Below are 12,761 nucleotides of genomic sequence, written 5' to 3'. Positions count from 1 at the left end.
GTCGGCCCATGCCGAATTTCATCGATCGCCGGCTGAACCCCAAGGACCGCAGCCTCGGCAACCGGCAACGTTTCCTGAAGCGGGTGCATGACGAGTTGAAGCGCTCGATCCGCGATCAGGTCCGCTCCGACAAGATCGCCGATGTCGATACCGCCCATGGCGTGCCCGTGCCAAAGCGCGGTGCCGACGAACCCAGTTTTCGCAACGCCTCAAACAGCGGCGAACGGCATCACGTCCTGCCCGGCAACGAGAGTTTTTCGGCGGGTGACCGGATCGGCAAACCGGATGCCGGCGGCGGCCAGGGTGGCGGTCGTGGTCCCGGGCGCGGCGAAGGCGACGACGATTTCCTCTTCATCCTGTCGCGCGACGAGGTGCTCGATCTTTTCTTCGAGGACCTGGAGCTTCCCGACATGGTCAAGCTCAACCTCAAGGAAACCGTGACCTACAAGCCGCGCCGCGTCGGCTTCACCACGGCAGGCACGCCCAGCAACATCAATGTCGGGCGCACGATGCGCAACAGTTTTGGCCGGCGCATTGCGCTCCACCGCCCGAGTACAAAGGAATATCAGGCGGTTGCCGACGAGATCGCGGCGCTGGAAAACGAGCCGACCCCTTCCCAGCCGCAGCGCCGGCGGCTTACGGCGCTGCGCGAAGAGCTGGAGGCGCTGGAGCGGCGGCGCAAGCGCATCGCCTATGTCGATCCCGTCGACGTGCGCTTCAACCGCTTCGAACGCCAGCCTCTGCCGAATGCCTGCGCTGTGATGTTCTGCCTGATGGACGTTTCGGCCTCGATGGGCGAACGCGAAAAGGATCTGGCGAAACGCTTCTTCGTTCTCCTGCATCTCTTCCTCAAGCGCCGCTACGAGCGCATCGACATCGTCTTCATCCGCCACACGGACGAGGCGCACGAGGTGGACGAAGAAACCTTTTTCTTCAGCAAGCAGAGCGGCGGTACGGTGGTTTCGACAGCGCTCGAGGAGATGCAGCGGATCATTCTGGATCGCTACCCGTCGAACGTCTGGAACATCTACGCCGCCCAGGCCTCCGACGGCGACAACGCCACGGGCGACTCCGAGCGCTGCGCGGCACTTCTGCGCGACGACCTTATGAAGCTCTGCCAGTACTATGCCTATGTCGAGATCATCGACGAGCGGGAGAGCGAGATTTTCGGCGCGACAGACAACGGCACGTCGCTCTGGCGTGCCTATCGCAAGGTCGACGGCGCGGTGCCGAACTTCCAGATGACCCGCATTGCAAGACCAGCCGACATCTACCCCGTCTTCCGCAAGCTCTTTGCCCGGCACAAAGCCGTGCAACTCAGCTGGTGAGGGGCAGGAACATGGCAAAACGGCCCCCTTCCTCCCTGCTGTTCAGTGGTTCCGAATGGAATTTCGCAACGCTTTCGCGCGCCTACGAGGCTATCGAAGAGATCGCCATCGGCGAGATGGGGCTGGATGTCTATCCCAACCAGATCGAAATCATTTCCTCCGAGCAGATGCTCGACGCCTATTCCTCCATCGGCATGCCGCTGATGTATCAGCACTGGTCCTTCGGCAAGCGTTTCGTGTTCGAAAGCCATTTCTACCGCAAGGGGCGTCGGGGGCTCGCCTACGAACTGGTCATCAATTCCAATCCCTGCATCACATATCTCATGGAAGAAAACACCATGCCGATGCAGGCGCTGGTGACCGCGCATGCCGCCTTCGGCCACAACCATTTCTTCAAGAACAACTATCTCTTCCGCCAGTGGACCGATGCCGGCGCGATCCTCGGCTATATGGATTTCGCCAAGAAATACATCGCCCGGTGCGAGGAGCGGCACGGTATTGCCGCGGTTGAGGAAATCCTCGATTCAGCCCATGCGCTGATGGATCAGGGCGTGTTCCACTATCGCCGCCCGCCCCGGCTTTCGCCGGCAAAGGTGACGGAGCGGACGCGCGAAAGGCTGGAATATGAGGAACAGACCTATAGCGATCTGTGGCGAACGCTGCCGACGACCGCAGGCAGCGTCGGCATAGAGGAAGCGGAAAAGGAGGCGCAGGAGCGCAAGAAGGTCCTGAACCTTCCGGAAGAGAACCTGCTCTATTTTCTGGAAAAACACAGCCTGATTCTGGAACCCTGGCAGCGGGAAATCCTGCGGATCGTTCGCGTCATCGCGCAGTATTTTTATCCGCAGGGCCAAACCAAGGTGATGAACGAGGGCTGCGCGACCTTCGTGCACTACACGATCATCAACCGGCTGTTCGACCAGGGCAGGATGAGCGAAGGCGCCATGCTGGAGTTGCTGGCGAGCCATGCCAATGTGGTGTTCCAGCCGGGTTTCGACGATCCACGGTTTTCCGGCATCAACCCCTATGCGCTGGGTTTTGCAATGATGCAGGATATCGAGCGCATCTGCATGACACCGACCGCGGAGGACAAGGACTGGTTTCCCGACATCGCCGGCAATGGCGACGGGATGGGCACGCTGATCGACGCCTGGGAGAACCACCGCGACGAATCCTTCGTCCTGCAATATCTGAGCCCGGCGCTGATCCGCAAATTCCGCCTGTTCCACCTCTCCGACCTCGCCACCAACCGTTTCTGCGAGGTCGCTTCCATCCATGACGAGCGCGGCTACTCGGCCGTGCGCGCCGCACTCGCGCGCAACTACGATCCGAGTACCCACCGGCCGGACATTCAGGTGGTGGACGTCGATCTCCTGGGCGACCGCCAGCTTCGATTGCGCCACAGGATCCGCAACGGCGTCCTGTTGGACGAGGCCGAGCGCGACAGGACCCTCGCCCACATCCGCCGCCTTTGGGGCTACGGCGTCAGCTTGGCTGGCGTGGATACCGCGACCGACAGGGTTCTCTACGAATGCTCTTCAGCGCAGGCATAAAAAAACGCCTCGCAGACTGCGAAGCGCTTTGGGGATGCCGACCACGGAAACGTGGCCCGCCTATCTTTTTCGGCACGCGCCCGAGCGCATGCCGGGACGGCTTAGCCGAGGACCAGAAGGCCTGCAACGGCAGAGCGAATGTTGGCGCGCGAGATGCCGAGATCCTGCAGGGCGCGGTCGTCGAGGGCGCTGAGTTCGCGGACGGCACGGCGTTCGGCGGCGTTCTTCTTGAGCTTTGCGAAAACGTTCATGATCAACTCCTTTTTGTTGAGCTGTAGATAGGGAATTGTCTGCCCAGAAAAAATGCATATGCATGCAGTGTAGGCATGCGTTTTTTGCATGACGTCGCTGGTGGTCCCGCACGGCGGCCGCTGCACAATTTTTGACCAACAAAAAACGCCCCGCAAATGCGGGGCGTTCTGTAAGCCGGTCAGTGAACGCTGCCGTTTTCCGGCGCGTTCAGGTTTCCATGCGGGAGTTAAGCCGCCTGGCGGTTTTCAACGTCGGTCGGGACCGTGGAGATCGTCTTCAGGATCTGCGAAGCGATCTGGTAGGGGTCGCCCTGCGAGTTCGGACGACGATCTTCCAGGTAGCCGCGGTAATCGTTGTTGACGAAGCTGTGCGGAACGCGGATCGAGGCGCCGCGATCAGCCACGCCGTAGCTGAACTGGTGGATCGAGGCGGTCTCGTGCTTGCCGGTCAGGCGCATGTGGTTGTCGGGGCCATAGACGGCGATGTGATCGGCACGGGCTTCGGCGAAGGCTGCCATGAGGTCTTCGAAATAGGCCTTGCCGCCGACTTCGCGCATATATTCGGTCGAGAAGTTGGCATGCATGCCCGAGCCGTTCCAGTCGGTATCGCCGAGCGGCTTGCAGTGGTATTCGACGTCGATGCCATACTTTTCGGTCAGGCGCTGCAGCAGGTAGCGGGCGAGCCAGATTTCGTCGGCGGCTGTGCGCGAACCCTTGCCGAACACCTGGAATTCCCACTGGCCCTTGGCCACTTCGGCATTGATGCCTTCATGGTTGATACCGGCAGCGAGGCAGATGTCGAGATGCTCTTCGACGATCTTGCGGGCGATGGTACCGACATTGCTGAAGCCGACGCCGCAATAGTACGGACCCTGCGGAGCGGGGAAGCCGGCATCCGGGAAGCCGAGTGGGCGGCCGTTCTGGTAGAAGAAATATTCCTGCTCGAAGCCGAACCAGGCACCATCGTCGTCGAGGATGGAAGCGCGCGTGTTGGACGGATGCGGCGTCTTGGCGTCGGGCATCATGACTTCGCAAAGCACGAGAACGCCGTTCTTGCGTTCCGGGTCGGGATAGGAGGCTACCGGCTTCAGGACGCAGTCGGAGCTCGAGCCTTCGGCCTGCAGGGTCGAGGAGCCGTCGAAGCCCCAGAGCGGAAGCTGGTCGAGCGTCGGGAAAGCTTCGAATTCCTTGATGAGGGTCTTGCCGCGCAGGTTCGGGGTGGGCTTGTAGCCATCGAGCCAGATGTATTCGAGCTTAAACTTAGTCATTTCGTTCTCTCACGTGACGCTGGTTCCTAGGCTGCCAGGCATTTCAAGACCTGACCGACAGCCGCTATCTGGTAAAAAGCATTAATCGTGCCAAGTCGAAATCGGGGTCGAAAATGGTCAGAAAATCGCCGTTCGGCTGCTGGCGGGCACCTGCGTCGCGAGGCGGGCGCGCAAGAATGAAGCGGATTGCATAAAAAATAGGCGAAATGGGGTGGCCTTTGAGGCAATGAGGCAGATCACAAGTAGCGGCCTCGCCCTCCCGGATTCGAAAGCGTTCCATGCCGGACAGATGGGATTATGGTTAACGAAGGATTACAACGACTGGGAGGAGGCCGGCTGGCGCCGCTCGGCGTCTCTCTTCACGGCAGCGCCCCGGCGGGCCGCAATCAGGGAGATGGCAACGCCTGCCAGCATCAGTCCGACCGCGCAGAGCACGACGGAGCGGAAACCCTGGCTGGCGTAAACTTCGCCCAGGCTGATCGTACCGGCGAAGAGCGCGAGATAGGTGACGGCGCTGTTGAGGCCCATGATGGCGCCCCGTTGCTGGGGATCGAGCGAGGTCAGGCGCATGATGAGCACGTTGAGGCCAAGATGGTTGGCCAGCCCCCAGACCGCCATCAGGACGAGAAGGCCGACAAAGCTGCCTGAGAGTGCGAACATCAGGAGAAAGATTGCCGTGACCAGGATCATGAGGATGGAAAGCAGCAGCGGGCGGGCGATATGCGCATCGATGAAGCGATCCAACAGCACGGCGGCGCTGAAACCGATGCCGTAGAGGATCGTCGCCAGGCCGTTTGCGCTGACCGGCATACCGAGATCGACGTGCAGGTGATCGCCCAGATAGGCGTAGACGCCGTAGAAGGACGCCATGAAGCAGGCGCAGATCGCAAGAAGCGGTAGGACACCTTGCACCTTGAGAGCCGAAAGCGGCGTTTGCAGCCCGCCCGCAGCGCCTTTCGTATCCGTGCGCCGGGCGAGTGCACCGGCGGTAAGGAGGGCGGCGCCGGCGAGGATGAAATAGAAGGCACGCCAGCCCAGCGTGTCGGCAATCAGGGCCGAGAGCGGCACGCCGCCCACCATGCTGAGGGTCCAGCCGGTGAGCACGATGCCGAGCGTGCGGCTTTCATGCCCGGGCGGACCGGACACCGCCGCCAGCGTGTAGATCGCCGGCAAGGCCACCCCGGCGGCAATGCCAAGGCCGAATTGCGCAGCGATCAGCATTTCCGGGCCGACGGCTGCTCCCGCGCCGGCAAAGCCGAACACCATCAGCAGCATGGTGATGGCCAGCATACGCTGCGGCCCGATGCGGTCGATCAGTTGACCAAGGGCAAGCGCGCCGCCGGCCGTGCCGAGACCGAAGGCGGCCGAAGCGATCATCACTGTCTGCACGCTGGTGCCGAGAGCATCTGCCATGGCAGGCGCAATGGGACCAAGCGCCAGCGAATTCGACCCGATGAGACCGATACAGCCGGTCAGCGTCCAGACGATGGACGGTATAGCCGATAAGGGCATGTTGGGAATTTGTTGATTAGTGTTCTGCATAAGGCTAGAATAGGCGAACATAATTCGGCAGCAACGAAGGAATTGAGGCCCATGGAAAAAACAGATGACATTCGGCGGAATGCGCGCCCGATGCCGCCATCCGACGCCATGGATCGAAAGCTGTTAGCCGAATTGGTGGAGGACGCGACCCTGAGCTACGCGGAGTTGGGCAAGAAGGTAGGCCTTTCCGCGCCGGCGGCGCATGAACGCGTCAAGCGCTTGCGCCAGCGCGGCGCCATTCGCCGGGTCGCGGCGCTGATCGATCCGCAGGCGACAGACAAGACACTTCTCGCCTTCGTTCACGTCGATACGGCCGGCTGGGGCAAGACGCCTGCGCTGATGGCGATCCAGCGGTTCCCCGAAGTCGAGGAGGTTCACTCGGTAACGGGCGATGCCTGCATGTTGCTAAAGGTTCGCACGGACGGCGCGCAGTCGCTCGAGCGGTTGCTCGGCCATCTCTATGCCACGCCGGGGGTGAAGGCGACGCGCAGCTACGTCGTGTTGTCGACCTATCTCGAAAGGCCGGTCCAGGCTGAAAAGACCGAAGACTGGCCGCCCTTTGATATTCCGGGCTGACAGGTCACTCGCAACGACACTGGAAATACCCGACCGTCAGCCGGCAGGGGCAGGTTTGGCCTCCAGGGCTTTCTGCCGATCGGCATAGACGCGGGCGAGCCAGGCGCAGACCATCAACTGGATCTGGTGGAAGAGCATCAGCGGCAGCACGATTGCGCCGATCGACTGGCCGGCAAAGATGACGCTTGCCATCGGCACGCCGCTGGCGAGGCTCTTCTTCGAGCCGCAGAAGACAGCGGTAATTCGGTCTTCGCGGTTGAAGCCGAGCAGTCTGCCGCCGAGGCTGGTGATGACGAGGACCACCGCAAGCAGCAGGCTGTCGATGACGAGGAGGAGGGCGAGATCTTCCACCGCGAGCCTCTGCCAGATCCCCTCCGTCACCGCCTCGGAGAAGGCGAGATAGACGACCATGAGGATGGAGCCACGGTCGAAGGGCGTCAGCAGCGTCTTTTTCGAGCGCACCCAGTTTCCGATAAAGGGTTGCAGCAGCTGGCCGGCAATGAACGGCAGGAAGAGCTGAAGCATGATCTTCCAGACCATGTCGAAGGACACGCCGACATGGCCGCCCGCGGAAAACAGCAGCGCGACGAGGGCGGGCGTCAGGAAAATCCCGAGAATGTTCGACGTCGAGGCGGCGCAGATCGCGGCCGGCACATTGCCGCCGGCAATCGAGGTGAAGGCGATCGACGATTGCACCGTCGATGGCAGGACGCAGAGGAACAGCAAGCCGAGATAGAGCGGCTGGTCGATAAGCCAGGGCGAGAAGAGGCCAAGGCCGAGGCCGAGCAGCGGGAAGATGGCGAACGTCGTGACGAGAATGAAGAGTTGCAGGCGCCAATGCAGGAAACCGGCAACCACCACGTCGGTGGAGAGGCGCGCGCCGTGCAGGAAGAACAGGAGGGCGATGGCGATGTTGGTGGCGACGCCGAACCACTCCGCCGCCATACCGGAGATCGGCAGCAGGGAGGCGAGGATGACGGCGCTTATGAGGAGCCAGGTGAAGGTATCGGGAAGAAGACGTTTCATCTCTGTGCGCTTCGCTTGAGGTCTCGACAGGCGCGTATTTTTAGCTATCCTATTTTGCGATGCAAACAATAAGACTTATCATGGATCGTGATATGCTTGATCTCGTCCAGTTGCGCAGCTTCGTCATGGTCGCCCAGACGAAAAGCTTTACGCTTGCCGCCGAGCGATTGAAGCTCGGCCAATCGACGGTCAGCCAGCACCTGCAACGGCTGGAGCGCGGGCTGACGCGACGGCTCATCGACCGCGACACCCATGTGGTCCGGCTGACGGCGGATGGGGAGGCGCTGTTGCCACATGCCCGCCAACTTCTCGCGCTCGAGCGGCAGGCGGCCGCACAGTTCGATGCCGATGCACCGCGCGGACCGTTCCGCTTCGGCATCTCCGAGGACCTCGTGAGCGGCCAGTTGCCGGGGCTGTTGGAAGATTTTATCGCCGACTATCCCTCCGTCGATCTCCAGCTTTCCGTCGCGCTCTCCAAGACATTGGCTGAAATGCAGGATCGCGGTGAACTCGACCTCGTCATGGCCAAGCGCCGGATCGGCGAACAGCGCGGCGATGCCATCCTGCGCGAACCGCTCGTCTGGCTCGCCAGCGATCCGGAAGCAGTGCTGGCAAAACCGGTATTGCCGCTCATCGTGTTCCCGCCGCCGAGCCTGACGCGCCTGCTTCTGATGGAAGCGCTGGACCGCAGCGCGACGCCGTGGCGCATCGTCTGCTCGTGCCAGAGCCTCAGCGGCCTGACTGCAGCGGCACGGGCCGGCATGGGGGTGCTCGTCCAGCCGCGCAGCCTGGCGCCCGCCGGCCTTCGCGAGATTGTCCCGCCGGCTTTGCCCCCGTTGGAGGATGTGGAGTTCGTCCTGGTGACATCGCGCTCGGCCGACCACGCCACCGTCACCGCCTTCTCGCGCAAGGTGCGCGACCGGTTCGGCAAGGGTTTTGCCCTGCGACATGAAACATCTTGATACGGCGCCACGACAGGCCTGCTTGAGAACACTGATACAAGGAGGAGACAACAAAATGCGCAATTTCGAAAAGCCGACGCGATCCGTCGCCGTGTCCCGCCAGGCGATGGCAGCAACCTCGCATCCGTCGGCGACGCTTGCGGCGCTCCAGATCATGGACGCCGGCGGCAATGCCATGGATGCCGCCATCGCCGCCTCGGCCGTGCAATGCGCCGTCGAGCCCGGGTCGACCGGCATTGGCGGCGATTGTTTCGTGCTTTTCGCGCCGAACGGTTCCGACCAGGTCATCGCCTATAACGGATCGGGCCGCACGCCGGCAGCGCTGACGCTCGACTGGTTCACCGAGCGCGGTCTTGACGAAGTGCCCCGCCAGTCGCCCGCGTCAGTGACGATTCCAGGTGCCATCGACGCGTGGACGCGACTCCATGCCGATCACGGCCGGATGCCCTTTGCCGACGTGCTCGCACCGGCCATCCGGTTTGCAGAGGACGGTTACGGCATCAGCCCGCGCGTTCACCGCGACTGGTCGCTGGAGGAGACGGTCCTGGCCGCAGACCCGACCGCCGCGCGCATTTTCCTGCCGGGCGGGCGGGCGCCGCGGATTGGCGAAGTGCACCGCCAGCCGGAGCTTGCCGCGACCCTGAAACGCATCGCCGCCGAGGGGCGCGAGGGCTTCTATACCGGTCCTGTCGCCGAGGACATGGTCACCTACCTGCGCTCGCTCGGTGGGCTGCACACGATGGAGGATTTTGCTGGCGCGCAGGGCGAATACGTCACGCCCGTCACCACCGATTTTCGTGGGTATACGGTGCACGAATGCCCGCCGAACGGACAGGGCATCATCGCGCTCCTCATCCTCAACATCCTGAGCCGCTTCGATGCCAAGGGTGATCCGCAGTCGCCTGACCGGCTCCATATCGAAATCGAGGCGACGCGGCTTGCCTATGCTGCGCGCGATGCATGGATCGCCGATCCGGACAAGGCGAACGTGCCGGTAGAGGAGATCCTCTCGGATGACCTGGCCGACCGGCTGGCGGCGATGATCGACCTTCGCCATGCCCTCACCGACCTGCCGCCGTTCGACATGCCGTTGCACCGCGACACGGTGTATATTTCCGTCGTGGATCGCGACCGCAACGCCGTCAGCTTCATCAACTCGGTGTTCTACAGTTTTGGCACCGGCCTCGTCGCGCCGCGCTCGGGGGTGGTGCTGCACAATCGGGGCCAGAGTTTTTCGCTGAAGCCCGGCCACCCCAACGTGGTGGCGGCGCTGAAACGCCCGCTACACACGATCATTCCCGGCATGGTAACGCGCGGTGGAAAGGTGGAGATGCCCTTCGGCGTGATGGGCGGCTACTATCAGGCGATGGGCCACGCCCATCTTCTTTCCAAGGTCTTCGACTACGGCATGGATCTGCAGGAGGCGATCGACTTGCCACGGGTGATGCCCCGCCCGGACGGAACACGCGTGGAGGCCGAATGCACGCTGCCAGCGGCGACGGCGGATGAGCTGACGCGCCGCGGCTTTGACCTTGTTCCAACAGAGGACCCGATCGGCGGCGCTCAGGCGATCCGCATAGATTGGGAAAACGGAACGTTGATCGGCGGCTCGGAGTCGCGCAAGGACGGCATCGCGCTCGGTCTTTGAAGGGACGCCTGTCAGGCGGAGCCGGTGATGCGGGTGAGGACGCGGTCCAGTGCCAGCTTCAAAGCGTCCGTTCCGCCCTTGCGGTCGAAATCCTGGAAAACCTGCTCGTTCAGGCCGCCCTTAGTGGCGAACTCGTGGCTTAGCGCGATGAAGTCTGTCCCTTTGTCGGCGAGAAGCGTCGTCTCTGAGAGGCTGGAAAACAACGGAGCGAGATAGGCCCGGCCCTTTTCCTCCGGCAGGCCGTTTTCCGCCAGCCATTCGGTCGCGCGGTGCATGATGCCGAAATAGGTGGCCATCAGGGCGCTGACCGCGGCGAGCAGATCGTATTCCGCTTTCGTCTCGCATTCGACGGCGTTGCCGAGCACGTTGAAGACCGCGGCCGTATTCGCGTCCGGCGGATAGACGGCAGTAACGCCTTTGCGCCGTGCGACGAAAGGCAGGGGAATCGCCTGGGAGAGGCGCACATCCGCGCCGATCCAGTCGAGCAAAGCGGACCGGCCGGTGGCAGCGACAACGCTGATCACCGTCTGGCCATCGCGAAACCGCAAGGGGCGAATGACCTCTTCGGCAATCTGCGGGCGGATCGCCAGCACGACCGTATCGCAGCCGTCGACGATCGCCTGGTTATCGCCGGCGACGAGCACGGCCGGGAAATCGGCGGCGAGCCTGGCCGAAATGTCGGCGCTACGTTGGGACACCATGACATGCGGCACGGCCGCAGGCTCCGCGAGAAGGCCGCGCACCATGGCGTCGGTGATGGCGCCGGTTCCGATGAATCCGATTTTCTGGGGCAGGGGCATGATCATTCCGCAGCAGCAAGGGGGCCGAAAGAGACTTCGGTGGTGTAGTTTTCGCGCAGGAACGCGATGAAATTGTCCTGGAACTGCCGCGTGTGGGCGTGCGCCAGTTCGTCGGCCAGTTCGACATTCTTGGCGCGGATCGCTTCCAGCATCAGCTCGTGTTCGTCCGTCAGAAGGTAACCGTCGCCGGTGCGCTCCAGATATTCGAAATGCAGATGCAGCATGCGCTGGCCCTGGTTGAGTAGCCGCTCGTAGAAGGAGGCGAGATAGGCGTTCTTGCCGGCATAGGCGACGGCCATGTGGAACTGTTTGTTGGCCTCCGACATTTTCAGGTGCTGACCGGTCTTCACCGCCGCCTCGAACTCCTTCTGCCGCTTGGCGATGATCTTGAGATCCGCATCGGTGCGCAGCGCCGCGGCAAGCCGGGTGTTCATGCGCTGGGCAACGTCGAGTGCCTCGACATATTTCGGAAAGCTCGCCACCTCGATGGGTGCTACGATGGTGCTGCGGTTGGAGAGCGTCACCACCAGGTCTTCGCCCGCCAGCCGGATCAGCGCCTCGCGCACCGGCGAGCGCGACATGTCGAAGCGCTCAGCCAGCGTCGTTTCGTCGAGCAACTGGCCGGGCGGCAGGATCAGCGCAAGGATCTCGTTGCGCAGCGTATCGTAGACGCTTTTCCAGCCGGTGCCGCGCACCCGTTTCATTTCAATTTCGTCAGACACTTACGTCCCTTTCCGCATTTCACGGCCATTGGGCCAGAAAAACCGGCGCGCAGCAATCGTAAAATTTCCGCTTGACTTTGTCGACACGCAGACGACATAAATTATCCAGTCGACACGGAGCCGACATAAAAAGACCAAATGAACGGCCAAAGCCGACGGGTGGAACCGCGCTATTCCAGCGCTCAAAATGGGGAATACACATGCTTTCGAAAGTGATGACGTCCGCTCTGCGGGCGACGGCCGCGCTCGCCCTGGTGGCGGGTCTTTCGACCACGACCGCCTCGGCCCAGACGGCCGAAGGGTACTGGCAGGGTGTCCAGAAGAGCGGCGCGCTGCGCTGCGGCGCCGCCGTCGCCCCGCCCTATGTGATGCGCGATCCGGCAAGCGGCGAGTATTCCGGCTTCTTCGCCGATCTTTGCCGCGAGTTTGCCGACGTGCTGAAGGTTAAGCCGGAATTCGTCGATACGACCTGGGACAACATCGTCGCGGGCCTCCAGGCCGGCAAATGGGACGTGTCGCTGGCGCTGAACCGCACGCCAGCCCGCGCCATGGCGGTGCAGTTCTCCATCCCGGCGATGGAGTACCAGATCTCGCTTGCCTACAACAAGGACAACCCGAAGGTTCCGGCCGGCGCTGCCGCGGTCGCCGACATCGACAAGGCGGATGTCACACTCGCCGTCATGTCCGGAACCGCGCAGGACAAGGCGATCTCCGCTGCCGTCAAGAATGCGACGATCCTGCGCCTGCCCGGCAATGACGAGACACGCCTTGCGGTCGTCTCCCGTCGTGCGGACATCCTGGTCGATGCCTCCGACACCAACCAGCTCTTCACCCAGTCGAACCCGGATTGGGCCGTCGCGCTCAACCCGACCCCGGCGCTTGCCAAGCAGGGCGTCGCCTTCGGCCTGCCACACCAGCTCGTCGCCTCCGATGTTGAGGTGGTCAACATCTTCCTCGAAGAGCGGGTCGCGACCGGCCACGTGGATGCCCTGATCAAGAAGGCCGTCGACGACGTTCTCAAGGCTTCCAAGTGATCGATCGGGAGGCCGGGTTCGCCCGGCTTTCCGCCAACGCTCCGGCTGGAG

12 protein-coding genes are annotated in these 12,761 nt (G+C 62.6%); 6 read left to right on the top strand and 6 right to left on the bottom strand.

The genetic code is table 11. From position 1 onward, the window contains the following. Positions 1-8: 8 nt before the first annotated feature. Together BSY16_RS22955 and BSY16_RS22950 are read left to right on the top strand one after the other, a co-directional pair. Complete coding sequence (locus BSY16_RS22955) at positions 9-1,328, top strand: YeaH/YhbH family protein (RefSeq protein WP_069062171.1); 1,320 nt, start codon at positions 9-11, stop codon at positions 1,326-1,328. Between the two features lie 11 nt (positions 1,329-1,339). Beyond that, entirely contained in the window at positions 1,340-2,881 is a 1,542-nt protein-coding gene (locus BSY16_RS22950) for a SpoVR family protein (protein ID WP_069062170.1), read from the top strand. Between the two features lie 101 nt (positions 2,882-2,982). On the opposite strand, the gene BSY16_RS31605 is transcribed toward BSY16_RS22950, so the two are convergent. The 3 genes from BSY16_RS31605 to BSY16_RS22935 form a co-directional block, all read right to left on the bottom strand. Continuing rightward, positions 2,983-3,132 carry a DUF1127 domain-containing protein gene (locus tag BSY16_RS31605; RefSeq protein WP_083243217.1) on the bottom strand — a complete coding sequence of 50 codons (150 nt, stop codon included), beginning with the start codon at positions 3,130-3,132 and terminating at the stop codon, positions 2,983-2,985. A 227-nt stretch (positions 3,133-3,359) separates the two neighbouring features. Next, positions 3,360-4,400, bottom strand: coding sequence for a glutamine synthetase beta-grasp domain-containing protein (locus BSY16_RS22940; RefSeq protein WP_069062168.1), 1,041 nt, complete (start codon positions 4,398-4,400; stop codon positions 3,360-3,362). Between the two features lie 312 nt (positions 4,401-4,712). Then, positions 4,713-5,912, bottom strand: a complete 1,200-nt coding sequence (locus BSY16_RS22935) for an MFS transporter (RefSeq protein ID WP_286157324.1) — start codon at positions 5,910-5,912, stop codon at positions 4,713-4,715. 81 nt (positions 5,913-5,993) lie between these two features. Here BSY16_RS22935 and BSY16_RS22930 point away from each other — a divergent pair, with 81 nt between their 5' ends. After that, positions 5,994-6,518 (top strand): Lrp/AsnC family transcriptional regulator, encoded by a 525-nt coding sequence (locus tag BSY16_RS22930; RefSeq protein WP_069062166.1) that lies wholly within the window; start codon positions 5,994-5,996, stop codon positions 6,516-6,518. A 36-nt stretch (positions 6,519-6,554) separates the two neighbouring features. Here BSY16_RS22930 and BSY16_RS22925 read toward each other — a convergent pair whose 3' ends face one another. Further along, positions 6,555-7,544 carry a bile acid:sodium symporter family protein gene (locus BSY16_RS22925; RefSeq protein ID WP_069062165.1) on the bottom strand — a complete coding sequence of 330 codons (990 nt, stop codon included), beginning with the start codon at positions 7,542-7,544 and terminating at the stop codon, positions 6,555-6,557. 92 nt (positions 7,545-7,636) lie between these two features. Between BSY16_RS22925 and BSY16_RS22920 the strand changes: the two genes are divergently transcribed. Both BSY16_RS22920 and ggt read left to right on the top strand, forming a co-directional pair. Continuing rightward, positions 7,637-8,506, top strand: coding sequence for a LysR family transcriptional regulator (locus tag BSY16_RS22920; protein ID WP_069063654.1), 870 nt, complete (start codon positions 7,637-7,639; stop codon positions 8,504-8,506). A gap of 55 nt (positions 8,507-8,561) precedes the next feature. Continuing rightward, positions 8,562-10,154, top strand: a complete 1,593-nt coding sequence (gene ggt, locus BSY16_RS22915; protein ID WP_069062164.1) for a gamma-glutamyltransferase — start codon at positions 8,562-8,564, stop codon at positions 10,152-10,154. A gap of 11 nt (positions 10,155-10,165) precedes the next feature. On the opposite strand, the gene BSY16_RS22910 is transcribed toward ggt, so the two are convergent. Continuing rightward, positions 10,166-10,954, bottom strand: a complete 789-nt coding sequence (locus BSY16_RS22910; protein WP_069063653.1) for a pyrroline-5-carboxylate reductase — start codon at positions 10,952-10,954, stop codon at positions 10,166-10,168. Positions 10,955-10,956: 2 nt separating this feature from the next. Next, positions 10,957-11,676, bottom strand: a complete 720-nt coding sequence (locus BSY16_RS22905; RefSeq protein WP_069062163.1) for a GntR family transcriptional regulator — start codon at positions 11,674-11,676, stop codon at positions 10,957-10,959. A gap of 200 nt (positions 11,677-11,876) precedes the next feature. Between BSY16_RS22905 and BSY16_RS22900 the strand changes: the two genes are divergently transcribed. After that, positions 11,877-12,710: a substrate-binding periplasmic protein gene (locus BSY16_RS22900; RefSeq protein ID WP_069062162.1), complete on the top strand. Its 834-nt coding sequence runs from the start codon at positions 11,877-11,879 to the stop codon at positions 12,708-12,710. The last annotated feature ends 51 nt before the right edge of the window (positions 12,711-12,761 follow it).

It is taken from the genome of Sinorhizobium sp. RAC02 (assembly GCF_001713395.1).
GTDB lineage: Bacteria > Pseudomonadota > Alphaproteobacteria > Rhizobiales > Rhizobiaceae > Shinella.
The sequence above is the reverse complement of the archived record's forward strand: the minus strand, read 5'-3'. Positions and strand labels throughout refer to the sequence as shown.